Genomic DNA, 25,267 nt, shown 5'->3' on the forward strand with positions numbered 1-25,267 from the left:
CACCTACTCAACTTTCAGCACACTCATAAAAGCTTCTTGTGGTACTTCTACAGATCCCACCTGTCTCATTCGTTTCTTTCCTTCTTTCTGTTTCTCCAGAAGTTTCTTCTTTCTTGAAATATCTCCACCATAACACTTCGCTAAGACGTCTTTTCTCATAGCTTTTACAGTTTCTCTCGCGATGACTTTAGACCCCACCGCTGCTTGAATTGGAATTTCAAACATATGTCTTGGAATGACTTCTTTGAGCTTCTCAGCGATATTTCTCCCCTTCACATAAGCCCTCTCGTCAGGCACAATCATAGACAAGGCATCCACAACCTCACCATTCAGCAGTATATCCAGCTTCACAAGTTTGGTTCTCTGATATCCTGTCAGTTCGTAGTCAAGGGATGCGTACCCTCTGGTACGGGATTTTAGCGTGTCAAAAAAATCATAGATAATCTCATTTAACGGAATGATATATGTGACGACTGCTCGAGTCTGCTCCACATATTCCATGCTTACGTAGGATCCTCTTCTGGATTGGCACAGCTCCATCACCGCACCGACATAATCAGATGGAGTAATGATAGAAGCCTTGACAATCGGCTCTTCCATAAAATCAATCTCGGTGGCTGATGGCATATTCGTAGGATTTGTAATCTGAATCACTTCACCATCAGTTCTGTGTACATTATAGATAACAGAAGGAGCTGTAGTGATGATTGGAATACTGAACTCTCTTTCTATTCTCTCCTGAATGATTTCCATATGAAGAAGACCCAGGAAACCACAACGGAATCCAAATCCGAGTGCAACGGATGATTCATATTCAAAATCCAATGCAGCATCGTTTATCTGAAGCTTTTCCAGCGCTTCCTTCAGTTCTTCATAATCTGCACCATCCACAGGATAAATACCTGAAAAGACCATCGGTACAGCTTTCTTATAACCAGGTAGAGCTTCTACAGCAGGATTTTTCGCAGAGGTCACCGTATCTCCGACACGAGCATCTCTTACATTTTTTATACTGCCTGTGATATATCCGACATCACCAGCCTTCAATGCATCCACTGGCAAGTACTCCGGAATAAACACGCCTACTTCAGTTACTTCGTACTCTTTTCCCGTTGCCATAAACTTGACTTTCATTCCTGGTGTAATGGTTCCTTCCTTTACACGAACAAATGATACTACTCCTTTGTAGGAATCATAGGTGGAATCAAAGATTAAAGCTCTTAATGTGCCGTTCTCATCGCCTTCTGGTGCAGGAATATGTTGAATGATCCCTTCCAGTACATCCGGAATATTTAAACCGGTTTTTGCTGATATCTTCGGACAGTTTTCTGCTTCCAAGCCAATAACATCCTCAATCTCCTTCACTACCTCATCAACTCTCGCGGAAGCTAAGTCAATCTTATTAATCACTGGAAGAATCTCCAAGTCGTTATCCAGCGCGAGATAGCAGTTCGCAAGGGTCTGGGCCTGAACACCTTGTGTTGCATCAACAACTAGGATGGCACCTTCACATGCCTGCAGACTTCTTGAAACTTCATAATTAAAATCCACATGACCTGGTGTATCGATCAAATTCAAAATATAATCGCCATCTTCACGATGATAAATCAGCCTCACCGCTTTTGACTTGATCGTGATGCCTCTTTCTTGCTCCAGTTCCATATTATCAAGGACTTGTTTGTCCATTTCTCTTTGTGACAGCGTTCCTGTATATTCAATCAAACGGTCTGCAAGGGTGGATTTTCCATGGTCAATGTGTGCAACGATGGAAAAATTTCTAATTTTCTTTTGTCTTTCACTCTGCATAACTTTCACCTCATAATTTTTTCCCACATTATATTATAGCATAATCGATACTCTTCTTGATTATTTCTTTGAATTTATTTACCCGAACTGTTAGAATAATACTTTATACTTTATAATCAAATACATTTAACACTTCAATATACCTACCGATTTGAATCATTAATCACTCTTTTCTTCTTACAATGGTTTCTTGCCCTAGTAAACTCCTTTTCTTTGTTTCTCTTTTCAAACAAAAGTTACTTTTCAATCAAGGAAATCGAGTCTTTAATCATTATCACATGATTTTCTTCTTGAATATAATCAGTGGTGATGATATAATACCAATGTTAATGACTCGCAAGCATATTTCCCCAAATTGCTAGAGTTAACCCTTTAGAAGCTGTTGAGAAATTACAGCTTCGAAATATGATTGGAGGGGGTGAAAAAGTGGCAAATATTAAATCTTCAAAGAAGAGAATTAAGGTTACACAAGCAAAGACACTTAGAAACAAAATGGTGAAATCCGCGCTGAAGACTTCTATCAAGAAGTTCGAAACTGCAGTAACAGCAGGAAACGCTGAGGAAGCTAAGGTACTTCTTGGTTCTGCGATTAAGTCCATAGATATGGCTGCATCTAAGGGAATTATCCATAAGAACGTTGCTTCAAGAAAGAAGTCAAGACTTACCATTAAGTTCAATAAAATGGCATAATTAATACCCGAGAGTACTAACGTATTCTCGGGTTTTTACGTTGTCTGAAGAATCAGACCAATAAGCAGCATCTCATTTTATATCCCTTGAGTTCACCATCGAAATAATCAGCATCTCCAATAAAGCGCTGCTCTCAACCGATGTAGTCTTCAGCATATACTCATGCTCAAGAAGCACACGAAAAAGTTTGCTGTATTCCTTAAATGACAAGGAACCACTAATCTTTGACATTCTATCAGCATACCAGGCACTACCTGTTCTTAGATGCTTCATAATCTCTTGGGAAGAAGCACTTCTATCTTGAAGAATTTTCACTTTGAAAAGCACTCTAAGCCTTGATCCAACGAGGCCAATGATCATCTCGGGTTTCTCCCCTCTGTAAAGCAGATCATTGATCAGATTCAGAATTTCCTTAATATTTCTCCCCAGACCTTTTTCTGTAAATATCAGATCCAAAAGATTCATTACATGACGCTCATCTGAAACTTCCATAATGGCTAGAACATCCTCTTTTCTTATTTCGCCACCGTCAGTATAGGCAATTAATTTCTCGATTTCTTTCTCTAGCTGCAAGCTACTTCCTCGAAAAACTTCGCCAATAAAGACAGGTATATTCTTAGAAACCTGAACGTTCTGTTTCATAAATAAATCTTCGATAAGTGAAACCATCCCTTTTTGCTTAAGAGAATCTATAGACTCAATGAAAGAAAGCGATGGAACTTTTTTCTTCAGTCCATCCAGATAACTATTTCTTTTACTTAGATCATTCTCATACTTATACGTCGCAAAAAAATAAAGTTCTTCTCTTGGATTTTTCAAGTAATCCTCAATGATTTCTTTCATCGGATGCTGCGTAGCACTCTCCATAAAGTTACAGTTGGAAAGCTCCACCAATATATCCTCTTGAAACATCGAGTACGTGTTTAGTGCATTCTCAAGATCCAACGGTGTACAGCGATTTGCGTCAAGCTTTATATGACTCATTGAATTCTCATCACCTATGACTCTTTTCCGAAGTATATCACGGATTTGAAACAACAACTGCTCATCTTCTGCATAAAGAAAATAAGCTCTTTTTTGATTTTTACTTGCAATCTCTTTAACTTGTGTAAACTCCATTAATGTACCTTATATACCAAATCTCGCCAGAATAAAATATGATGATGTTTTTGTACACCTCGATAGTACGGAAGTTCATCTGATAAACTCAGAGCTTTACCGTTGACAAGAATACTTGGCACTCCTTTCTTGATGAGGTGTGGCTTAATTAATACAGTCTTTCGACCAAGTTTTAAAGATACTTCCCCCCTAAGAGGTATAAATCCTTTTTCTGCCACTCTATAATCCATCATATCATATTTGCGAAAGTTATGGATAACTCGAATATATGGCTTTCCATAGTTACTATAAACGCTGACACTTGTTCCCAAAGGGAGGCTTAGGCACAGAGCAAAAATCATCACCATAAAAACCATTCGTTTTTTATGGTATCTGTGCAGAAGATACACTGTAAGAATCCACGGAACATATTGAAGCGAAAGATGTTCCAAGTTCACCGAGCTGTTATATGCACTAAAGAATCTCCCAACGTAAAAAGAAAGCAGAAAAAAAGAATCAATAAACGGATATAGTACCGTTTGAAGCACTGGTATTCCTGATGCCAATACCCCTAGGAAGGATATATACGTTATGATGGAATAAAGTGGAACTAAAATGAAGTTGCCGATAAAAACACCCATCGAAAAATCTGGACTGAATGATAAAATAACTGGAAATGACAGAAAAAGTGCTGAGCATGTGAGTGCTATTGAATCCCTAATAACGCCTGGCAAAATCTTTAGATACCGTAGAAAGTGGGGATAAAAAATCAATATCCCTAAAGATGACAGATACGTGAGAAGATATCCTTGTTTGAATATGTAGTAGGGCATAAAAAAAGCCTGAAGAAACATACCCACGAAAATCCCTGTGAGAGCATTCGTATCTTTTTTTATAATCTTTCCGAACATCCTATAAATTAAGGAAATAATCGTTCTGTACCCCGGAATGCTGTCCAGAAAAACACCATAAACTATCAGCACCAATGGCGCAATCTTTTTCATCCTGAGTTTCATTAATGCACCTTCCAATAAACTGAAATGGAATCCAGAGATTGAAAGAATATGCATTATCCCTAAATCCCCCATATTCTGAGCTCTCTCTTCATTCATAAACTTCTGATTCCCTAGAACTAGGGATCCCATTAGCCCTCCATAGTGCTCTCCATACCTCATAATAAGAAGATCCATAATCCTGTTCTTAAAAGCACGAAACCGTCCTATAGAATCCGTATAAATTTTATAATTGCTTCCTTTTAGCGTACAGATTACACCTTGCTCCGTATTTCCAGACCCTCCATAAAGAAAGTCTCCCATCAGTCTGTCTCCTGCCTCTACAGTACTTATCTGCTCCTCCAACCAGTAAAGCCTAACCCCTGAAGAAACCAATAGCCGATTATAATAGATTTTCTCAACTTTCACCTCATCTGGAATACCTTCAGCATAATACAGTGAGACAGAAATAAACGCTAGAATCGGTATCATCACATAAATCTTCAAGTTTTTTAGTTTGCTTTTTATCACCAGTACCACCACGAAAGCACTAATACTAATCCAGAGTAAATATAAGTTCAAGATCCAACAATACAAGCAGATGAGAAAGTACAAAACATAGGAACCTAATATATACATTCTTTCTGATCCAGCAGACTGATTAACTTCTTTCTTGCTCTTTTCTCTTCTCTGGACACAAAAACCTGGGATTTGTTGATAAGTTCTCCGATTTCTTTCTGAGACAAGTCATCGTAATATCGGTACACCAGTATTTTTTTCTGCAACGGAGTCACTTTTTTCAAAAGATCATCGACCATGATTTTATCATCAGTTATTTTCTGATGGTTCCATTCGTCTTCCCAGGATTTTCGTTCATAACGGATGTAATCCATCGCTTCCTGTGATTCCATCACGACGCCGTCACTATTCCGTATTTGAATATCGGACATGGTCATTTCGCGCTTGGAATGCTCTTCATAGATCCTCTGAACTTCCCCTCGTATGAGATAATAAGCATAGGTAACAAACTTGTTTCCAAGCTCAGGTTTAAAGTTTCTGACAGCCTTAATGAGCCCCAAGCACCCAGCCTGATACACATCTTCCATGTCGAGTACATTCTTCGACGCATAATAGTAGTCTTTGATTATCTTATATATTAGCGCCTTATTGCTTTCGATAATCTCTATTTCAGCATTACGATCTCCATTTCGTATCTTTTCAATCAGTTTCTCGTTACAGTATATATCAATCATCTCCTTTCATCTCCTTCTTAAATTACCTTTGTTTACGGAATATCACAATAAAAAGGAGTCGACAAACAAAAATCAAATGTCATTATAAGCTATTATCAATATTTTTAATTCATTTTATTATATTAATAAATGCTTTATTGTATTTTTATTGAATTGAAATATATAACTGATTATATTGTATATGTATATATTTTTTCTATTTAAATTGCTCTTTCATTTTTGATTTTAACTTAAAAATATAGATTTTAATTTAATGTAAAATATCAATTAGAAGATTCATCACAGAATATCAATATTACAATAAAATTTAATTTAAAAACCTTCACAACCTTTGACGAATAATAAACATGATAAATAAGTGAATAAAAAATACGGAGCAAGCTAGAAGCTTGCTCCGTAAATGAAAATTACTATTTTACATAATCGGAAGGATTTCTATGTACACCATTTACTCTAATTTCAAAGTGCAGATGCGGACCAGTAGATGTTCCGGTAGAACCTATATACCCGATGGTTTGTCCTTGAGAAACTCGCTGACCATAACTCACGGCAAAACCACTTAAATGAGCATATAAAGAGGAAACGCCATCTCCATGATCAACGATGATGTAGTTGCCATAGGAAGCATGGTATTTCGCTAGAATAACAGTTCCTGATCTGGTTGATGCTACAGGCACACCATAACCAGCTGCATAGTCCACCCCGGTATGGAATCTCCTGTCCCCGTATACAGGGTGTATTCGGTATCCATAGGGCGATGTCATCCGACCACTTACCGGTCTTATGTAACCCGTGGATGGTCTTGGAGTCTCAGGAGTGGTAGTGCTGCCTCCATTTTGGGCTTCTTCAGCTGCTTTTCTCGCCTCTTCTTCTCTTCTTGCTTTTTCCTGAGCTTCCCGAATCAGTTTCTGAATCTCCGCTTCTAGGGCAGCATTTTCTTCCATGATATCGCCAATCTCATTTGCTACCCTTCTTTCTTCGGCAGAAAGACTATCAAGAAGTGTCTTCTTCGCCACTTCCAGAGACCGTTGATTATCAAGCTCTCGCTCTAAAGTTGCTTTTTGTCTTTCAAGACTGGTTTTTTCTTCTTCTAGAATAACTTTGTCTTGTTCCAAAGTGAGTTTAATCTCTGACGCTGCCTTCTGGCTTGCTTCAAGCTTTTCACGTTCAATCTCTAGTGTTGATATAATGGAATCGATAAGTTCCATAATTTCGTGATCTTTGGAAACCATCCGCTCAATAAACAAAAGTCTTTCAGTGAAGTCCACGATACTTGTTGACTCAATCAACGTAAAAATAATATTATTGACCGAGTTCGTTTTATATGCCGCACGCACTCTTGTGGCAAGCAGTTCTTCCTGTTTTCTGAGCTCCTCTTCCTGCTCAGAAATTCTTTCTTTTTGCACTACAATATCTGCTTCGATCTCCTGAATTTTCAGTATCATCTCCGCTATCTCTTCTGTTTTAACTCTAATATTCTCTTCTTTGCTCTGAATACTGCTGTTCAGATTACTGATAGTATTTGAAGTGTTTTTGATCTCATCAAGAATTGCATCCAGTTCAGAATTAACGATTTTTTTGTTCTTCTGCAGATCTGACTTTTCTTGTTCCAAAACATCTATTTTTTCATTGTTATCATTAACCTGATCTTTAATGTCATTTGTATTCACAGCAAAAACTGGAATCGATGCAGTAAGTAACGTTGTGACAAGAAGTATAGTAATTTTCTTTTTCATGGCGACCTCCTACTCATAAAGCAATTTTACACCATATACACAAAGAATTTAATATTATTCAAAAACTTTCACATTTATAATTTTATTTTATTCAGTTTATTTTAATTTTTCTATCGATTGCACCTAAATTAGATTATTGTTCACTAAATATTAATAAAAGTCACCGGCACTGCCGGTGACTTTATCAAGCATTCATCTGTTCTACTTTAAATTTATAAACTGTTTTTGCACTGTATTTTTCCCCGCCTTGAACGATCGAATTTTCCATGTTGACTCCGTTCTTTCCAATAGGAAGATTTTGGAACTCCAATGCTACCGACCTTCTGTTTTGCAATATACCGCCACATTGGACATGCTGGTTATCTGTGTAATTCTGTGTATATACCACAACGCATTCTGCTGTAGAGTCTATTTCAAGCACCCTTCCAGAAAATCTATGCGCCAGTCTCACTTTTGGAGAAGCGTCAGGCACTAATAGAAACGGGTGATCATAACCATTACCAATCAGAAGTTGCGGGTGTCTTTCTTTAATATCTTCTCCAATCTCCCGCATATATCTGAAGTCAAAAGGAGTTCCTTCCACTTCCAGCAGTTCTCCTGTAGGTGCTGATGTATCATCAACTTCAGCAAATTTCTCAGCTTTGATCATGAGCACATGATATAGAATACTTTCTTCAAATGAACCAGATAAATTAAAGTAAGTATGATTTGTCATATTGATCAACGTATCTGCTTTTGGAATTGCTTCATAATGAATAGCAAATTCATTATAATCATTCAAGGAGTATGTAACCTCAACCAAAACTTCCCCTGGATACCCCTCTTCTAAATGAGGAGATAAATATCTCAGTGTAACTGATGCATTGTCATTTAGATTACTGCACTCAAACTGAAAGTTCCTTCCCGAAAACCCTATAAAACCCCCGTGGCCCTGGTTTTCGCCGTAATTTTTAGATAGAGAATATATTGTTCCATTCAGTTCGAACTGAGCATTTTTAATTCTTCCCGAAGTTCTTCCAATAATTGCTCCAAAATACCCTGGATTTTTTAAATAGTCCCGATAATCTGTATGAGAAAGAACAACATTTTCATAATGCCCCTCAATATCCGGCACGAGAATCTTAGTGATGATTCCACCTAGAGTTAGAAATGCAACTTCCATCCCATGTTTGTTTTTCATAGTAATTTCATGAACTTCTTGATCAGATATATTGACTCTAGTTATTGAGATTTTCATGTATAACCTCTATAAAGCGCTGAAACGCTTTTTCACCTTGGTTGTCCTTTTTATATACTCCGCAATTTTCCAGCACTTTCATAAAAACATATCCAATTTCATCATATAGTTTTGCTTCGATTTCCTCTTCTGAGGCAAACTGATTTCCATCTAAGATTCTTCGTGCAAAATCACCATGTTTTTGAAGGGTTTCATCTGAATAGATACCGTCCAGATCTTTATTGAACATAAACTGTTTTAAAAGCTCCATCTCATCACGTAGTCTGGCAGGAAGAACAGCCAATCCAAGACACTCGATCAAACCAATGTTCTCTCTTTTTATATGATGATATTCCTTCTGTGAATGAAAGATACCAAATGGATGGTCCTCGTCCGTACGGTTATTCCGGAGAATCAAATCCACTTCAAATACATTATTTCTAAATCTTGTAATAGGAGTAATGGTATTATGTTCAGTATTCCCTGACTTTGATATGATCCCAACTTGCTGATCTTCATAGTTCTTCCAAACAGAAAGAACAAGTTCTGAAATCTTAACAAGTTCTTTTACATCTTTACCCTTAAGACGGATTACACTCATCGGCCAGTACAGTTTACATAGTTCAACCCCATTCTTCTGAAGAAGAGTTCTATCATACTCTTTAGCCTTTGACATCGCAAACTCATACCGACCTCCCTGAAAATGATCATGCGTGAGAATACTCCCACCAACAATCGGTAAATCAGCATTGGACCCGATCATATAATGAGGATATGCGGAAACAAAATCAAGAAGTCTTTCGATCGTTTTGCCTGATATCTTCATTGGTTCATGATTACCTTTAAATACAATGCAATGTTCATTATAGTACACGTATGGTGAATACTGCATAAACCAGGACTCGTCCGCTAAAGTAATAGGAATAATTCTATGATTCTGCCGGGCTGGATGATCCAACCTACCTGCATACCCTTCATTCTCCTTGCACAGTAAACATTTGGGATATTTCATGTTTTCTGTATTTAATCCTTTACTTGCCAAAGCAATGGCACGGGGATCCTTTTCTGGTTTCGAAAGATTTATGGTCATATCAATCAAACCATAGGGAGTTTCATACGTCCACTTTATATCTTTCGCAACTCGCTGCTCCCGAATATAGTTGCTTTTTTTTGCGAAATGATAATAATACTGTGTAGCTTTCTCAGGTGACTCTTCCCAAAGATCATAATATTTCTTTCTGAAATCTGAAGGTTTTGATACAAATACACTCATAAGTTTTGTATCAAATAAATCTAAAACCTCATTAGAATCATTAGGCACAAAATCAGTTTCCACTGCCCATTGCCTAAACTTTGCTAAAATATCCTCAACAGATTCATATCGCATGATATCTGCTCCATCAGAATAATACTCTAAATTGAGTATCTCCAGAATTCTATTCACAGCATAGACCCGATCCTCATTTTCTATGAGTCTTTCACGAACCGCATAATCCACAAGACTAGCAATTTCATTATTAATATTCATATCCATCCACCTCAACACATTTCTAACAGAGTGCTTTGCTTCAATAATATATAATCCATTTCTATCTTAATGTAGATTGTATGATTTATCAAGAAATCTGCATTTCATAGTTTCATTATGTCACCAAAATCAAATACTACAGTATATGGACCCACTGTATTTCAGGAGATCCTAAAACGAATCCTAATACTCTGTTGGATTTTGATATTCTATGCTAGAATATGAATATTATGTAAATTCAGGAAGTGATTTATTGAATAGTAAAACAACGCTATCATCTGGGTTCATCGACAGTTTTCCAATTATGACAGGTTACATCCCTATCGCCATTGCCTATGGGGTCATTGGTACTCAGGCCAACATACCCTCTTGGGTAGTCTTGTCAATGAGTATTTTCATCTATGCTGGCGCCAGCCAGTTTATGGCAATCAATCTCTTTGCGCTGAACACCTCTCCTATTCAGATGATGATTACCATTGGAGTGATCAACTTAAGACATTTGGTTATGGGGTTATCATTTTTCAATAAGGTGAATCTAAACCTAAAAAACCGTATCATCGTCAGTCTGGGTTTGACAGATGAAACCTTCGCGATTCTGTCTCTCAAAGAAAACCTCAGTGCGCCCTATATCAAAGGTGTGATGCTTGGTTTCTATTTATCATGGATATTTGGAGCAATCATCGGAATTCTATTCGGATCCATTCTCCCTGGAATAATTGCAGAAGGTATGGAGATTGCAATATTTACCCTTTTTATTACTCTGTTGGTGAACTCACTACACGGAAACAGCCGTTTAATCGGAATACCTATAGTAAGTATGATGACCAACTATATTGCATCCAGCTTTCTCCCTGGCGGTTTATCAATAATCCTCTCAATCATCGTAGGAAGCGCTGTAGGAATGATGATACAGGGAGATGACGAGGATGAATAAGTATATGCTGTCAATCATATTAATGTCTGCAGCTACGCAAATCCCACGGCTACTGCCAGGACTCAGCAGAATGTCCACGATAAAGAGTAATAAAATCAATAAGCTCTTACGAAGCGTACCTCTGGCCGCACTTGGAGCACTCATATTCCCAGGTATCTTAGACGTTGGTGACACAATAGTAACCGGCATAATAGCAGGCGTTTTTTCTTTCATTCTTGCAACAAAGAAAATCAATATCATGGTAAACATCTTAGTATCCTCTATTTTAACCTCGATACTCATTTATCTCAGTCAGTTGATTTAGGCATTGAATTATTAAAAAAAACCCTCATGATCATCAATCATGAGGGTTTTCTATTTTTCGCTCTTACTCTATAGAAAGATCAATATGACAGTATCCTCTAGGATTTTTCTTTAAATAATCCTGATGATACTCTTCAGCATCAAAGAAATTACTCAAAGCTTCAACTTCTACAACAATAGGCTTCGTATACTTAGGTTGCATTTTGGCAATAAATTCTAACGCTTTCGTCTCATCCTCTGGATGAATAAAATAGATTCCTGTTCTGTATTGGGTTCCTAAGTCATTTCCTTGTCTGTTCATAGAAGTTGGGTCAATGACTTTGAAAAACTTCAGTAATATCGTCTCTAAATTTATGACATTCTCATCATATGTTATATAGACTGTTTCAGCGTGTCCCGTTGTCCCAGTACATACTTCTTCATAAGTCGGATTTAATTTATGACCATTAGAGTATCCAGACTTTGTAGTCAGAATTCCTTCTTTTCTAGAAAAAAACTCATCAACCCCCCAAAAACAACCCCCAGCCAGTGCAATCTCTCTCATGACAAATCATTCCTCCTAATCTTCACTTTACAACTATTGTAACAGAAAATGGACATTTATTGACAAATTATCACGTGAGGAGAAGCCAAGATTTATGGAACTTGTATTTGCAAACGTTACTCACGTCGAACGTTTTGCTATTATAATAATCTTTATGATTATATACTTGAAAATCAGCAATAACTTAATTAAAAACACAAATTTGAATACCAAATTTGTAAATGTAATGAAATACTTATTATTTGCAAGTTTTCTTGCATAAATCTTTATCAATTCACCGTTGACTTGCATGTACAAATTTGCAATAATGTACATGAGAGAAACAAACACACAAGCACTAAAAATCATGGAGGTAATCGATATGAAGAACATGTTGAAAGTAGTTATCCGTTTCATTACAAAAGATGTAATTGCTCCAGACTTTAATCCATGGCTTGTACAAAGAGAAGTGGATGTACCAAAAAGATTCGTTTAATACTAATACTATATAAAGTCCCACCTTCTGTCATTCTTGGTTGGGATCACAGGATTAAAATCCTTGAATATAAAACCGCTGGGTGTCTCCAGCGGTTTTATATTTTTGTGTTTTTCCTTGATTCTCAAGGAAAACAGTATTTATTAGCTTTACTTAAAATATACTTTTTCATGTTCTGTTTATAAAAATATACCGTTCATCAATGCTTGAAACATAACTTATTATATTACTATTTATCATGATAAAAATCAATGTTTTCTCTGTTTTTATTTTACGACAGGCTAAATATTCTGATATTGACGAATATTGTTTCCTGATTTTTTAATTTGAACTATATTATTTTGGTTTTCATATTTTTCGACAATCACTCTTTCTAACATTGATTTTTTCGACTTGTATGGCAGTTAAATAAATTTATATTAATATTATTATTAATTTTGACTAAAACTTCGAATTTTTAGATAAATTGAAGGTTTTTTTTTATTATGATACGATGCACTCATAAAAGGCAATCAATATTTTAATGATAATAAAACCATTTGATAAAAAATAACGAGGTGTATTTATGAAGAAACTCATATCATTAGTAATAGCAACTTCTACTTTGATATCTTCTTACTGGACAATCAACATTCAGAATCGTAAAGATGTCCCCACTGAAGATAACAAGCAAATTGTATTATCCGAGGAAAGCGTAGCAGAAACCATCCATATATTCCAACCCACCGGGTTAGAAACAGAACAGTTCAAGGATGGATTCAGCTTTGATCTTCAAAAAAAGATGATCGAAGTAAGATCAGATCTTTTCTTTCAAAACTTCAAGAACGAACTCGCTGCAAAAGAAGCCAAAAAGCTGGCTGATCAGCAGGCAAAAATAGCTGAAGAAGAGAAAAAAGCTGAAGCAAGTGTTACTCAGAAGAAAACCAGCACACAAATCAATAAACCAGCTGCCTCTCCTGTAAAAACGAGCACAACCACTAAACCTGCTTCAAGCACAGCAGAAAAGGTTTCTCCAAAACCCGCTCCAGCTCCAGCTCCGGCTCCGGCTCCAGCTCCAGCTCCAGCTCCAGCTCCAGCTCCAGCTCCAGAAGCAGTTAATACAACTACTTCAAGCTTTGATTACTTAAGCAGTGTTGAGAAAGAAATCTTAACTGTAACAAACAGATATAGAAGCGAAAACGGTCTAGCTCCATTAACTTGGGATTCTTCCCTATATAGCTCAGCAAGATCCCACAGCGCTCTAATGTTTACTACAAACACATTCAAACACACCACAAAGTATAATGTTGGAGAGAATATCTATATGTTAGCATCTGGTGATAAGAGCAAATACACCGCTGAGTTTATAGTTGCAAAATGGATGAACTCAGAAGGACATAGAGCAAACATTCTGAACCCAAAAGCAACCAGAATGGGCGCAGGCGTAGTTTTCGGCCAGCAGTATTTCGCAAAGTACAACCGTAATTTGCCAACCATCTACGCAACACAGCATTTCAAATAATATTACATCTATAAAGAACAACCACCAGATGATTCTGGTGGTTGTTCTTTATTCTTCGTATTTTATGATGAAGAGTTTCGACACACTTCCCTCATATAAAAATGGAGATCCTCCAAGTTCTTCTACTAAAAAAGCAAGCCTGCTAATTCTTCATTCTGAACATTTACCATATAGTCCGCTAAGGTAACTTCCTTTAAGGCATCCAACACATTTTGCTCCTGATGTTTTACACCAATGAGCTTTTCTTCAAGTTCATGTATGTTCACTGTACCGAAAAAATCACCATAAATTCTTATATTCTCAATACATCCTTTTTGAACATCCAGCGTAACTTCAACTGTACCACCAGTAAATCGCCCTTCTTTTGTCATGGAAAACTTTGGACTTTGCCCATAATTCCATTCCCAGGTAGAATACTTATCCTCTCGAAGTTTTTTGATTTTCTCTTCCTCAATTGCATCAAAAACCGTAATGTTATCGAGCCCTCCGGCTACCGACCTCATAATACGATCCCTGAATTCTAAAACATCCATAGGACTCTCCAAGTGTTCGCTGATATTCGTGATTCTAGAAGCCACAGATTTTACACTTTTCCCAGTGAACTTAATATCCCGAGGTTTAAGCGCTCCTGAAATATCCGATTTTTTTGAAGAAAACAGCAGCGTTCCATGATGCATGACACGATTCTTATATTTACACTGGGCTGTTCCAGAAAACTTCTTCCCATCAATGGTCATATCATTTCTACCCGAAAACTCCGCATTCACTCCCAACTCATTGAGTGCTTTCGTAATAGGCTCACAAAATCCCCTGAAGTCATTAAAACTCTTCTTGCTGTTTTCTATAAAAGTGTAATTGATATTTCCCAAATCATGATAAACAGCTCCTCCACCAGTGAGGCGGCGAACAACTTTAATCTCTTTTTCTTTTACATATTCAACGTTAATTTCAGACAAGGTATTCTGATTTGTACCTACAATAATGGCATTGTCATTTCTCCATAGGTAAAAAATGTCTTCATCTGTATGTTTAAGCAGATACTCTTCCGAAGCTAAGTTAAAATAAGCATCTGTATTCTCACTGATTATATATCTCATGTTATCTCCTCGACTGAACCATATGTACAGCTTCGCCTTTTAGCCCCATAACACTTTCGTAAAAGGCTTCTGCAAGGGTCGGGTGTGCATGGATGACGTGTTTCAGTTCATCCACACTTAATCCCATTTCACAGGCCAAAAGCCCTTCATGGATTAAATCTGACGCATGGACCCCCATAATATGAACACCAATGATTTTAAAATCCTCATCAGAAATCACTTTCACAAGACCTTCGCTTTCACCCATGGTAAGAGCTTTTCCATTAGCCCCAAGCATAAACTTGCTTACATGATAGGCTATATCTTGTTCTTTCAGCTGTTCTTCTGTATATCCTACAGAAGCAACTTCCGGGAACAGGAAAACGCACCCAGGGACAAATCTTCCCATCTTCGGTTTCTTTCCCGCAAGATATTCCGACACATACTCCCCTTGAGCAGAAGCAGCATGGGCTAGCAGCCATTTACCGTTCACATCTCCAATGGCAAATATATTCTCTTGACTGGTTCTGAAATGTTCATCCACCACAATTCCTTTTCGGTTCATTTCCACACCAATCTCTTCCAGACCAAGATTCTGTGTATTAGGTCTTCGACCAGTAGCAACCAGCACCTGGTCTCCTGACACAACTACCGGACCCTTCTTCCCTTCCATTGTCACATAAAGTTTCTGTCCATCTTTACTGATTTCCTGAACCATAGCAGAAGTGATGATTTCAATTCCTTTCTTCTTCAAGATCGGTTTTAGCCTTTTCACAATTTCACCATCAATCCCAGGTAAAATATTTGGCATCGCTTCCAGCACTGTCACCTTTGACCCAAAACTCGCAAAGATTCCAGCAAACTCCATCCCTATCACACCACCACCAACAATAACCAGTTCTTCAGGAATGGACTCAAAATCAAGAAGCTCTGTACTCGTCACCACACCTTCATGCTCTACTCCAACGATTGGTGGGATAAAAGAAGACGAGCCCGTGGCAATGATCAGGTTGTCAAACTCAATCACCTCTCCATTGACAGTAACACTGTTGCTTGAAAGAAGTTTCCCTTCACCATAGAGAACATTGACCCCTGCCGATGATAAAAGTTTCTCCACTCCAGAAACCAGCGTATCTACCACCTGATTTTTCCGTTCCCGAATCTTATGCGCATTGGGTTTTACTACACCGTCAAAATCCAGACCAAAACTTTCCAGATGAGAGGCATGATTTAGAATTTCCGCACTTTTGTAGAGCGCTTTAGTTGGAATACAGCCTACATTAAGGCACACTCCGCCTACTCTGTTTTTCTCGATTAATATTGTTTCAAATCCAAGTTGGCGCAAACGGATGGCGGCCACATAGCCGCCAGGTCCTCCGCCAAGTATCACTACTTTATTTGACATATCTACTCCTTTGTCCAGTGCAGAATCAGCTGTCTTGCCGCAAGAGCTTCATCCAGCCTTCGGACTGGAGTGTCATGAGGAGCATTCTTCAGAAGTTCTGGGGTTTCCTTCGCTTCTGTCGCAATCTGTTTCATGACCTCTATATACGCATCTAATGTTTCCTTGCTCTCAGTCTCTGTTGGTTCTACCATCAGTGCTCCCTCCACTATAAGTGGGAAGTACATGGTTGGAGGATGATATCCATAGTCAATGATTCTCTTTGCCACGTCAAGGGTGGAAACCGCATCGGTTTTTTCCTTTAAACCTGCAAATACAACTTCATGCATGCAGGTCTCATCCACGGCTACTTTATAGTGCTCTCTAAGGCTTTCCTTCATGTAATTGGCATTAAGGACCGCATTCGTTGAAGCAGCTTTCAATCCGTCATGCCCCATGGACAGCATATAGACATACGCTCTCAGCACCACTCCAAAGTTGCCGTAGAAATTTTTCACCTTGCCAATGGTATCTTTGTAGTCATAATCAAGATAATAGGCATCCCCATTCTTTGCTACCACTGGAACAGGCAAGTATTCCTTTAAGATGTTCTTACAAGCCACAGGACCTGATCCAGGACCTCCTCCACCGTGTGGAGTTGAGAATGTCTTGTGCAGGTTATAATGCAGAACATCAAAGCCCATATCCCCAGGTCTTACAATTCCCATGATCGCATTCATGTTGGCTCCATCGTAATAGAGAAGACCTCCCGCTTCATGGACAAGATCTGCAATTTCCTTGATATGTTTTTCAAACAGTCCCAGTGTAGAAGGATTGGTCAGCATAAGCCCAGCAATCTCGTCACTTAGAACAGATTTCAGTGAGTCAATGTCCACAGATCCATCCTTGTGGGAAGCCACTTCAACTACATCAAACCCAGCAACAGCTACTGAAGCAGGATTTGTGCCGTGTGCAGAATCCGGTACAATGATTTTATTTCGCTTTTTATCATTTCTCATTTCATGGTACTTTTTTATCAGCATGAGGCCTACAAGTTCCCCATGAGCTCCCGCTGCAGGCTGAAGCGTGACAGCATCCATTCCGGAAATTTCTTTGATGTTTTCCTGAACGGTATACATTACTTCCAGTGCACCTTGGACGGTCTCCTGAGGCTGGAATGGATGAAGTCTTGCAAATTTAGGATTCGCAGCGACTTCCTCATTGATCTTCGGATTGTATTTCATCGTACAGGATCCTAATGGATAGAAGCCTGAATCAATGGAGTAATTTTTCTTTGAAAGCAGCGTGTAATGCCGAACCACATCAAGTTCGCTTACCTCAGGAAAATCCAGCTCTTCTTCTCTCAGAAGGCTTGGATCAATAAAGTCACTTAAATTCATCTCTTTCAGAGAATCTTCAGGAAGAGCATACGACTTTCTTCCAGGTTTGGATAATTCAAAAATCAACTTTTCGTAAGCCATTAGATCTCCTCCATAATTTTTACAAATCTATCGATTTCTTCAAGAGTTCTATTTTCGGTGACCGCAATAAGCATTGCATCTCCGAGTTCTTCATTTGCCTTCTTCAGATTGAAACCACCCAAGATTCCTTGCGCCCGAAGTTTTTCATTGATTTCGTCAACGGACCGGGGGCAAAGAACCGCAAACTCTTTAAAGAACGGTTTATTGAACAAAGGTTTGTACTTTCCACTCTTAGTCAACTCCTGGAATGCATAATGTGCTTTCTTAAAGGACTGAGAAGCCACTTCCTTCATCCCATGCTTGCCAAGTGTAGCCATATAGATCGCAGCTGTAATAGAATTCAAGGTTTGATCCGAACAGATGTTGGATGTAGCTTTGAATCTTCTGATATGCTGTTCTCTTGCCTGCAGCGTCAGAACAAAAGCACGTTTACCATCTCTGTCTAATGTCTGGCCTACAATACGGCCAGGCATCTTTCTCATGAGCTTTGTTGTGGTAGCCATGAACCCTAGGACAGGACCGCCATAATTGAGGTTCTGACCAAGGGCTTGCCCTTCTCCAACCACAATATCCGCTTTCAGCTCCCCTGGACTCTTTAGTATACTTAATGCAATAGGATCCACGCTCATAAGAAGAAGCGACTTGTTGTTATGAACAGCTTCTTCAATCTCTTTCACATTCTCCACAATACCGTAAAAGTTGGGGTATTGGAGCACCACGCCAGCAACATCAGCTGTAAGCTTTTGCTGAAGATCTGAAACATCTGTAACACCATCCTTTTCATCTACGAAAAGAATGTCGACATTCCTAAACTTCAGATACGTCTCCAGAACCGCCCTTGTTTCAGGATGTACTGTTTTAGAGACCAGAATCTGCTTTCTCTTCGTTTGAACAGAGGCTAGGATTGCTCCTTCAGCAGCAGCAGTGGGCGCGTCGTACATGGAAACATTTGAGACTTCCATGCCTGTAAGAGCACACATCATCGACTGATACTCAAAAACACTCTGAAGTGTTCCCTGACTGATTTCAGGCTGATACGGGGTATAAGCCGTATAAAATTCAGAACGAGTGACAAGAGTTCTGATAATGGATGGAATATAGTGGTCATAGGATCCAGCTCCCAAGAAACAGGTCAGTTCGTCCACACTCTCATTTTTTGATGCAAGGGCACTGACAATTCTTCTAACTTCGATCTCAGACTTGGACTTGGGAAGGTTCAGATCTTTTTGCAATCGGACATTATCCGGAATACTCTTGAACAGAGCTTCCGTGGACTCCACACCGATGACGCCAAGCATTTCCTGAACATCTTCCGGTGTATTCGGCAGATATGGATGCATAGACTATTCCTCCTCAGAAATAAACGCTTCGTAATCCTCTTTGCTTAACAGTTCCTCAATCTCATCTGCGTCTGTAAGCTTTACAATGACTAGATGATTGTCATATGGAGCTTCATTGACAAGTTCAGGATTATCTTCAAGATCTTCATTGATTTCAAGAACCTCACCTGATACAGGCATGATGATATCTGAAGCAGCCTTTACAGACTCCACAACTCCTAGATTGTCATCCTTGCTGATTTCATCTCCTACTGAAGGAAGCTCGACATATACGATGGACCCAAGAGAATGCTGAGCATAATCAGTTATACCGATATAAGCCTTTTCACCTTCCACTCTTACCCACTCATGATCCTTTGTGTAGAATAAACCTTCCATTACTAATGACATAACACTATCTCCTTTAATATTTATTTACGTATTTATTTATTGTTGACTATTTTTGCAGAAACTTTCGGCTTCTCACCGTAGCCTGGGATGTTTTATTTCTGATTTCCACATCGATCTCAGTGCCCATCTTACTATACTCTGTCTTCACCATAGCAAGACCGATAATATCTCCCAAGGTTGGGGATTTATACCCGGTGGTGACAAATCCAATCTCTTCACCATCTTTAAGAATACGATAGCCGTGTCTTGGGATTTTCTTGTCCGACATTGTAAACCCAACAATTTTTCTGGAAACACCGTCTTCTTTTTGCTTTTTAAGCACTTCTTTTCCGATGAAATCTGCTTTATCAGTTTTTACAAAAAAACCATATCCAGCTTCGATGGGCGTCCAGTTATCACTGAGCTCATTTCCATAAAGCGGCAGATTCGCTTCAAATCTTAAAGTGTCCCGTGCACCAAGCCCTATGGGTGCTGCACCGTCTTCAATGAGGTTTGTATAGAGCTCCACAACCTTGTCATTGGAAAGATAGATTTCGAATCCGTCTTCTCCAGTATATCCTGTTCTGGAAACCATACAGTCAATCCCATCAATCTCTACGTTTCTTTTTGCAAAGAAAAACTTGATCTCTGATAAATCTTCATCGGTATGTGCCTGGAGCAGAGATTCCGCCTTCGGTCCCTGAATTGCCAGCTGCGCTGTCTCATTGGAAATATTCTGAATTTCCACATGCTCATCCCTGTGATTCTCGAGAACCCACTGGTAGTCTTTGTCTGTATTAGACGCATTCACAACAAGAAGGATGTCTTCTTTGCTGAATCTGTAAACCAGGATATCATCCACAACCCCGCCGTCTTCTCTGCACATAAATGTATAAAGAACCTGAGAATCGGTAATCTTCTCCAGATCATTGGTGATAAGTCTATTTACAAATGACAGCGCGTCTGGTCCCTTCACAGTTATTTCTCCCATATGGGATACATCGAAGAGTCCAACATTATTTCTTACAGACTCATGTTCTTTGATGATGCCTTCGAACTCCACCGGCATGTACCAACCTGCAAAATCTACGGTTTTACCACCATACTTCTGGTACTCATCAGCTAAAGCTGTTCTTTTTAAATTGTCCAACGGTAAACCTCCTAACTACATTATAGTGTACACTACTATCATACGCATTTTTAGAAACTTATTCAATAAGGCTTGTGTAATAGTTTACAACGATTTTTTGATGACTTTTTCACAAAAATGAAGATATTTAAAACAGATACTCAATTTTTAATTTACTGTACTACCCGATAAAATATGGTTTCAAACAGATTCTGTTTTGAATCAAGCCAATACACTTTATATTTTAATCCTTATTCTCTTGATTTGCATACGAAGTAGTTTCTCTTCCCATATGCCCTGTTTTAGTACAGCATTTTTCAAAAACAATTCCTGAATAAGAAAAAACAGCTATCCTATGAACTATTTCACATAGAGTAGATAAAAACTGATAATTTCATCAAAGATTCTTTAGTTTGATAGTATTTAAATAAAACACAGCGCTTTCTATCTCTTTTCTATGAACATCTAAAGGTTTTCTTTTAACATATCATGAATCATGTAACCTATATGTGTATGTTTGTTGAAACTTCTGTGTCCTTCAAGAATGACCGCATTCCTTTGTTATAATTGAGGCATCAAAACTTATACGAGGTGAATACTATGGATTTTAACCTACTCATTGGTGGCGCTGCCGGTCAAGGGATGGAAACATTCAGTGCCACTTTATCAAAAATTCTGCAGAAGAGAGGATACCACCTCTTTACGCTGCAAGATTATATGTCCAGAGTTCGAGGTGGACATAACTTCTTCCAAATCCGCTTTTCAGAAAAACCTGTGAAAACACATAGGGACGATCTAGATGGAATCATTGCTCTTAACAGTGAAACCATTGATCTACACCTGAATCGTCTTCACGAGAATGGATTTATCATTGCAGATGAGGATGTCCCTCATCATGATCCAAGACTCATCACAATCCCTGCAAAAAAACTTGCTAAGGAAGTCGGAAATCCGAAAGTCCAGTCCAGCGCAATTCTTGGGGCTCTCCTGAAAATATATGGAATGGACCTTGCTTTCGTAAAAGAGATCTTTTCCTACAAATTTGATGACAAAGTAGTTCAGCAAAACATGGAAGCTTTTCAGAAAGGATATGAGCTGACCCAAGCCCGATTTACCGAGCCAGAAAGAAGTACAGAGAAGACCATGATGCTCCAAGCCAATGAAAGTATTGCCTTAGGTGCCCTTGCTGCGGGTCTGAAATTCTACAGCGCTTATCCAATGACACCGGCGACATCTATCATGAGCTACCTTGTGAAAAAATCTTTTGACGCGAAAGTTGTGGTAGAACAGGCCGAAGATGAGATCGCAGCCATCAATATGGCCATAGGCGCTTCTTATGCGGGTGTACGGTCCATGACTGGAACATCTGGTGGTGGATATTCTCTTATGGTAGAAGCTGTCGGTATGGCTGGCATCATGGAAACACCGTTGGTTATCGCTGAAATACAAAGACCAGGTCCAGCTACTGGACTTCCTACACGTACAGAACAAAGTGATTTGAATTTCGTCATTCATTCTTCTCACGGAGAGTTCCCTAAGATGGTGATTGCTCTGAGGCATCCAGAGGATGCATTCTATCAGACAGCGAGAGCTTTTAATCTTGCAGATAAATATCAGATTCCGATCATCCTTCTTGGAGATCAGTATATGGCTGATGCCATTCGAACGGTCAAACCTTTTGATCTCAGTAAAGTGAAGATTGAAAGAAACCTTGCAGATGAGTCTGTGTACCAGAATGGTAAAGAATACAAACGTTATGAACTCACCGAAACCGGAGTCTCTCCCCGACTTATTCCTGGAAAAGTTGAAGGTACTATGGTCAATGTAGATAGTGATGAACATGATGAATCTGGTAACATCACAGAATCCGCTGAGGTTCGTGTCCGAATGGTCGACAAACGAGCCAAGAAACTGGACCTATTGAAAGAGGACCTATTGGAACCTGAACTCCTGGGATCAGAGGATCCAGATATTCTCCTTCTAGGATTCGGAAGTCTTCATAGCCCACTTTCAGAAGCAGTGGATCTTTTAAATGCTGAAAGTGGAACTAAGTTCTCCGCTCTTGTCTTTGGTGATGTATGGCCGTTGCCTACAAAAAAACTTGAGGAACTCTCCTCAAAAGCAAGACTTCTCATCAATGTGGAGCAGAACAGCACCGGACAGCTTGCTGCACTGATCAGTCAAGTCACGGGTATTAGAGTACATCAGTCTGTGCTGAAGTATGATGGAAGACCACTTTCTGCGACTGAAATTAGAGACAAAGTACTGGAGGGACTGAAATGATCAAGAAGAAAGAATTTGTCACATTTGAAACTGCCTGGTGTCCAGGCTGTGGAGATTTCGCCATACTGGAAGCTTTGAAGGAAACTTTGGAAGAAATGAACAAAAGTCCTCATGAAGTTCTTGTTGTTGGCGGTATCGGCCAAGCAGCCAAGACCCCTCAATACATCAATGCCAATGGCTTTGAAGGTCTGCACGGAAGAGCACTTCCTCCTGCCGCTGCAGCAAAAATCGCCAATCATAAACTGACCGTTATCATAGATACCGGAGATGGAGATTCTTATGGTGAAGGCGGAAACCACTTTATCCATAACATTAAACGAAATGTGGATATGACTCATTTCGTTCATGACAATCAGATTTATGGACTCACAAAAGGTCAAAGTTCTCCCACCTCAGACTTAGGACATGTGACTGACTTTACACCAAATGGTGTGAATACAAACCCAATCAACCCAATGGTTGCAGCCATCGGACTCGGATGCGGTTTTGTCGCAAGAGCATTCAGTGGAGATAAAGAGCATTTGAAAACCATCATGAAAGCTGCCATCAACTACAATGGTTATGCACTGGTAGACATCCTCCAGCCCTGTGTGAGCTTTAATAAAGTAAACACCTTTGCCTGGTACAAAAAGCGTGTCTATAATCTGGATCTAGACGCATCCTATAACCCTACAGACAAAGTCAAAGCTTTTGAAAAAGCACTGGAATGGGGAGATAAGATTCCCACCGGCATACTGTATATAAACGATGGCCCCAGCTATGTAGACAAGGTACCATTCCTTCAAGATAAACCACTGGTGGATCTGCCTGTTGAACATGAGACCATACAGACATTCCTGAACGAATTTATGTAGTTTAAAAGGGATTGAGGCATACTAGCAAAACTAGCATTGCCTCAATCCCTTTTATCATATAAGGTCTGAAGTCAACACTTCATGCTCAAATAGACACTATGCTTTTTTTCCTGCTGAAAGCTGCACTGATTTTTGGTTCACCTTTCATAAACACAAAGAAGACCAGGAAGGGGATCCTGGTCTTCTTTGTGTTTAAGGAGTGTATAAAGTATAGGTTGTATTTGTTATATATTCTGAGACTTCTTCAGTGAATGATAGGCCTTCACGGATTATTTCTCAAGGGATTCTAAAATCTCATCCAGCATGACACCTGTTCCACTAAAACCACCGGAAGTGATATACCATACTTCTGGATTGAGGTAATGAATCTTGCCATTCTTAAAGGCTTCTGTTTCCTTCACAATATCGTTATCCATCGCTGCAGATGCATCGGTTTCGCCACCAACCACTGCCGCTCTATCAATAACATAAAGATTCTCTGGATTCTTTTCCAGAATATATTCATAAGTGATGCTCATTCCATGGGTAGCTTCTTCAATATTCTCATCAGCTTCCTTGAATCCCAGCGTGTTGTGAATGATACCAAATCTGGAGACTTTTCCATAAGCGCTGAGTGATCCGTCATTCGCTAAAACCACTAGAGCATTTTCATCTTTTTCTGCTACTTTTCCAGCAATGTCCTCTACTTTAGCTTTAAGAGAAGAAATGTTCTCTTCAACTTCACTTTCTTTTCCAAACAGCTCTCCAATGAGCGTAGCATTATCTTCCACAGAACTCATATAATCTTCACTGTCCACAGTGAGATATACAGTAGGTGCAATCTTAGATAGTTCTTCATAGGCTGCAGCAGTTCTTCCAGAAATAAAAATCACATCTGGAGACAGTTCAAAGATCTTCTCAAAGTCAGGTTCTTTTAAGGTTCCAACATTGGCATATTTGCTCTCATCGTTATACTTCTCGAGGAAGGAAGGAATGTTTCCCATTGGAAGCCCCATAACCTCAATGCCAACATTATCCATGATATCCAGAAGACCGTAGTCAAAAACAATGACTTTTTCTGGATTCTTAGGTAGGGTCACTTCACCAAGCTCATGAGTAATGGTCATTTCACCGGCTTCTTCTGGACTGTTGACACTTTCTACTGTAGTTTCAGGTGTTTCCTTAGGTTCATCAGCCTTAGCGCTGCTTCCACAGGCGGAAAGCACCATGACAGCACTGAGTAGTAAAGCAGAGACGATGATATTTTTCTTGTTTTTCATTTTTGCACCTCTTAATTTA

General features: G+C 39.0%; 21 protein-coding genes. 6 read left to right on the top strand and 15 right to left on the bottom strand.

Translation table 11 applies throughout. The features are described from left to right. Positions 1 to 3: 3 nt before the first annotated feature. Positions 4 to 1,806, bottom strand: a complete 1,803-nt coding sequence (gene lepA / locus BM243_RS03250; protein WP_074910253.1) for a translation elongation factor 4 — start codon at positions 1,804 to 1,806, stop codon at positions 4 to 6. A 426-nt stretch (positions 1,807 to 2,232) separates the two neighbouring features. Between lepA and rpsT the strand changes: the two genes are divergently transcribed. Further along, entirely contained in the window at positions 2,233 to 2,496 is a 264-nt protein-coding gene (gene rpsT, locus BM243_RS03255) for a 30S ribosomal protein S20 (RefSeq protein ID WP_031573022.1), read from the top strand. Between the two features lie 72 nt (positions 2,497 to 2,568). On the opposite strand, the gene holA is transcribed toward rpsT, so the two are convergent. The 6 genes from holA to BM243_RS03285 all read right to left on the bottom strand — a co-directional run bounded on the left by holA (position 2,569) and on the right by BM243_RS03285 (position 10,319). Continuing rightward, on the bottom strand, positions 2,569 to 3,615 hold the full coding sequence (gene holA, locus BM243_RS03260) for a DNA polymerase III subunit delta (RefSeq protein WP_074910255.1): 1,047 nt from the start codon (positions 3,613 to 3,615) through the stop codon (positions 2,569 to 2,571). Then, entirely contained in the window at positions 3,615 to 5,117 is a 1,503-nt protein-coding gene (locus BM243_RS03265) for a ComEC/Rec2 family competence protein (protein WP_074910258.1), read from the bottom strand. Before BM243_RS03265 ends, holA begins: the two co-directional genes overlap by 1 nt. Before the next feature lie 95 nt (positions 5,118 to 5,212). Then, on the bottom strand, positions 5,213 to 5,839 hold the full coding sequence (locus tag BM243_RS03270; protein ID WP_074910260.1) for a sigma-70 family RNA polymerase sigma factor: 627 nt from the start codon (positions 5,837 to 5,839) through the stop codon (positions 5,213 to 5,215). Positions 5,840 to 6,249: 410 nt separating this feature from the next. After that, entirely contained in the window at positions 6,250 to 7,575 is a 1,326-nt protein-coding gene (locus BM243_RS03275) for a M23 family metallopeptidase (RefSeq protein ID WP_074910263.1), read from the bottom strand. A 184-nt stretch (positions 7,576 to 7,759) separates the two neighbouring features. Then, positions 7,760 to 8,812, bottom strand: coding sequence for an aldose epimerase family protein (locus BM243_RS03280; RefSeq protein WP_074910265.1), 1,053 nt, complete (start codon positions 8,810 to 8,812; stop codon positions 7,760 to 7,762). After that, positions 8,793 to 10,319, bottom strand: coding sequence for a UDP-glucose--hexose-1-phosphate uridylyltransferase (locus tag BM243_RS03285; protein ID WP_074910268.1), 1,527 nt, complete (start codon positions 10,317 to 10,319; stop codon positions 8,793 to 8,795). The genes BM243_RS03280 and BM243_RS03285 overlap by 20 nt, the downstream gene beginning before the upstream one ends. 253 nt (positions 10,320 to 10,572) lie before the next feature. Between BM243_RS03285 and BM243_RS03290 the strand changes: the two genes are divergently transcribed. Together BM243_RS03290 and BM243_RS15535 are read left to right on the top strand one after the other, a co-directional pair. After that, positions 10,573 to 11,253 (top strand): AzlC family ABC transporter permease, encoded by a 681-nt coding sequence (locus BM243_RS03290; protein WP_074910270.1) that lies wholly within the window; start codon positions 10,573 to 10,575, stop codon positions 11,251 to 11,253. 4 nt (positions 11,254 to 11,257) lie between these two features. After that, positions 11,258 to 11,557: an AzlD domain-containing protein gene (locus BM243_RS15535; protein ID WP_431602435.1), complete on the top strand. Its 300-nt coding sequence runs from the start codon at positions 11,258 to 11,260 to the stop codon at positions 11,555 to 11,557. 63 nt (positions 11,558 to 11,620) lie between these two features. Here BM243_RS15535 and msrA read toward each other — a convergent pair whose 3' ends face one another. Continuing rightward, positions 11,621 to 12,100: a peptide-methionine (S)-S-oxide reductase MsrA gene (gene msrA, locus BM243_RS03300; protein ID WP_074910277.1), complete on the bottom strand. Its 480-nt coding sequence runs from the start codon at positions 12,098 to 12,100 to the stop codon at positions 11,621 to 11,623. Between the two features lie 1,040 nt (positions 12,101 to 13,140). Between msrA and BM243_RS03305 the strand changes: the two genes are divergently transcribed. Then, complete coding sequence (locus BM243_RS03305) at positions 13,141 to 14,076, top strand: CAP domain-containing protein (RefSeq protein WP_074910279.1); 936 nt, start codon at positions 13,141 to 13,143, stop codon at positions 14,074 to 14,076. A 125-nt stretch (positions 14,077 to 14,201) separates the two neighbouring features. Here BM243_RS03305 and BM243_RS03310 read toward each other — a convergent pair whose 3' ends face one another. From BM243_RS03310 to gcvT, 6 genes are read right to left on the bottom strand one after another with little or no spacing between them, the layout of a single operon-like run. After that, positions 14,202 to 15,173 carry a lipoate--protein ligase gene (locus BM243_RS03310; protein WP_074910282.1) on the bottom strand — a complete coding sequence of 324 codons (972 nt, stop codon included), beginning with the start codon at positions 15,171 to 15,173 and terminating at the stop codon, positions 14,202 to 14,204. A 1-nt stretch (position 15,174) separates the two neighbouring features. Further along, on the bottom strand, positions 15,175 to 16,557 hold the full coding sequence (lpdA, locus tag BM243_RS03315; RefSeq protein WP_074910284.1) for a dihydrolipoyl dehydrogenase: 1,383 nt from the start codon (positions 16,555 to 16,557) through the stop codon (positions 15,175 to 15,177). Positions 16,558 to 16,559: 2 nt separating this feature from the next. Further along, positions 16,560 to 18,014: an aminomethyl-transferring glycine dehydrogenase subunit GcvPB gene (gene gcvPB / locus BM243_RS03320; RefSeq protein WP_074910287.1), complete on the bottom strand. Its 1,455-nt coding sequence runs from the start codon at positions 18,012 to 18,014 to the stop codon at positions 16,560 to 16,562. Next, positions 18,014 to 19,354 (bottom strand): aminomethyl-transferring glycine dehydrogenase subunit GcvPA, encoded by a 1,341-nt coding sequence (gene gcvPA / locus BM243_RS03325; protein WP_074910289.1) that lies wholly within the window; start codon positions 19,352 to 19,354, stop codon positions 18,014 to 18,016. Before gcvPA ends, gcvPB begins: the two co-directional genes overlap by 1 nt. 3 nt (positions 19,355 to 19,357) lie before the next feature. Further along, on the bottom strand, positions 19,358 to 19,744 hold the full coding sequence (gcvH, locus tag BM243_RS03330; protein WP_074910292.1) for a glycine cleavage system protein GcvH: 387 nt from the start codon (positions 19,742 to 19,744) through the stop codon (positions 19,358 to 19,360). 46 nt (positions 19,745 to 19,790) lie between these two features. Next, the gene (gcvT, locus tag BM243_RS03335; protein ID WP_074910294.1) at positions 19,791 to 20,873 is read right to left on the bottom strand and encodes a glycine cleavage system aminomethyltransferase GcvT; all 1,083 of its coding nucleotides are present in this window, start codon (positions 20,871 to 20,873) and stop codon (positions 19,791 to 19,793) included. A 579-nt stretch (positions 20,874 to 21,452) separates the two neighbouring features. Here gcvT and BM243_RS03340 point away from each other — a divergent pair. Beyond that, positions 21,453 to 23,135: a 2-oxoacid:acceptor oxidoreductase subunit alpha gene (locus BM243_RS03340; protein ID WP_074910297.1), complete on the top strand. Its 1,683-nt coding sequence runs from the start codon at positions 21,453 to 21,455 to the stop codon at positions 23,133 to 23,135. Beyond that, a complete protein-coding gene (locus BM243_RS03345; protein ID WP_074910300.1) occupies positions 23,132 to 23,989 on the top strand; it encodes a 2-oxoacid:ferredoxin oxidoreductase subunit beta in 858 nt (285 codons plus the stop codon). The genes BM243_RS03340 and BM243_RS03345 overlap by 4 nt, the downstream gene beginning before the upstream one ends. A gap of 269 nt (positions 23,990 to 24,258) precedes the next feature. Here the strand turns inward: BM243_RS03345 and BM243_RS03350 are convergent, their stop codons facing one another. Further along, positions 24,259 to 25,248, bottom strand: coding sequence for a siderophore ABC transporter substrate-binding protein (locus BM243_RS03350; RefSeq protein WP_074910303.1), 990 nt, complete (start codon positions 25,246 to 25,248; stop codon positions 24,259 to 24,261). Positions 25,249 to 25,267: the final 19 nt, after the last annotated feature.

The sequence above is a fragment of the Proteiniclasticum ruminis genome (genome assembly GCF_900115135.1).
GTDB lineage: Bacteria > Bacillota > Clostridia > Clostridiales > Clostridiaceae > Proteiniclasticum > Proteiniclasticum ruminis_A.

Coding starts and splice junctions, on each gene's coding strand:
- lepA (WP_074910253.1), bottom strand. CDS start 1,806: ATGCAGAGTGAAAGACAAAAGAAAATTAGAAATTTTTCCATCGTTGCA.
- BM243_RS03340 (WP_074910297.1), top strand. CDS start 21,453: ATGGATTTTAACCTACTCATTGGTGGCGCTGCCGGTCAAGGGATGGAA.
- BM243_RS03270 (WP_074910260.1), bottom strand. CDS start 5,839: ATGATTGATATATACTGTAACGAGAAACTGATTGAAAAGATACGAAAT.
- msrA (WP_074910277.1), bottom strand. CDS start 12,100: ATGAGAGAGATTGCACTGGCTGGGGGTTGTTTTTGGGGGGTTGATGAG.
- BM243_RS03350 (WP_074910303.1), bottom strand. CDS start 25,248: ATGAAAAACAAGAAAAATATCATCGTCTCTGCTTTACTACTCAGTGCT.
- gcvPB (WP_074910287.1), bottom strand. CDS start 18,014: ATGGCTTACGAAAAGTTGATTTTTGAATTATCCAAACCTGGAAGAAAG.
- gcvPA (WP_074910289.1), bottom strand. CDS start 19,354: ATGCATCCATATCTGCCGAATACACCGGAAGATGTTCAGGAAATGCTT.
- BM243_RS03310 (WP_074910282.1), bottom strand. CDS start 15,173: ATGAGATATATAATCAGTGAGAATACAGATGCTTATTTTAACTTAGCT.
- BM243_RS15535 (WP_431602435.1), top strand. CDS start 11,258: ATGCTGTCAATCATATTAATGTCTGCAGCTACGCAAATCCCACGGCTA.
- holA (WP_074910255.1), bottom strand. CDS start 3,615: ATGGAGTTTACACAAGTTAAAGAGATTGCAAGTAAAAATCAAAAAAGA.
- BM243_RS03275 (WP_074910263.1), bottom strand. CDS start 7,575: ATGAAAAAGAAAATTACTATACTTCTTGTCACAACGTTACTTACTGCA.
- BM243_RS03345 (WP_074910300.1), top strand. CDS start 23,132: ATGATCAAGAAGAAAGAATTTGTCACATTTGAAACTGCCTGGTGTCCA.
- BM243_RS03280 (WP_074910265.1), bottom strand. CDS start 8,812: ATGAAAATCTCAATAACTAGAGTCAATATATCTGATCAAGAAGTTCAT.
- BM243_RS03305 (WP_074910279.1), top strand. CDS start 13,141: ATGAAGAAACTCATATCATTAGTAATAGCAACTTCTACTTTGATATCT.
- gcvH (WP_074910292.1), bottom strand. CDS start 19,744: ATGTCATTAGTAATGGAAGGTTTATTCTACACAAAGGATCATGAGTGG.
- BM243_RS03285 (WP_074910268.1), bottom strand. CDS start 10,319: ATGAATATTAATAATGAAATTGCTAGTCTTGTGGATTATGCGGTTCGT.
- lpdA (WP_074910284.1), bottom strand. CDS start 16,557: ATGTCAAATAAAGTAGTGATACTTGGCGGAGGACCTGGCGGCTATGTG.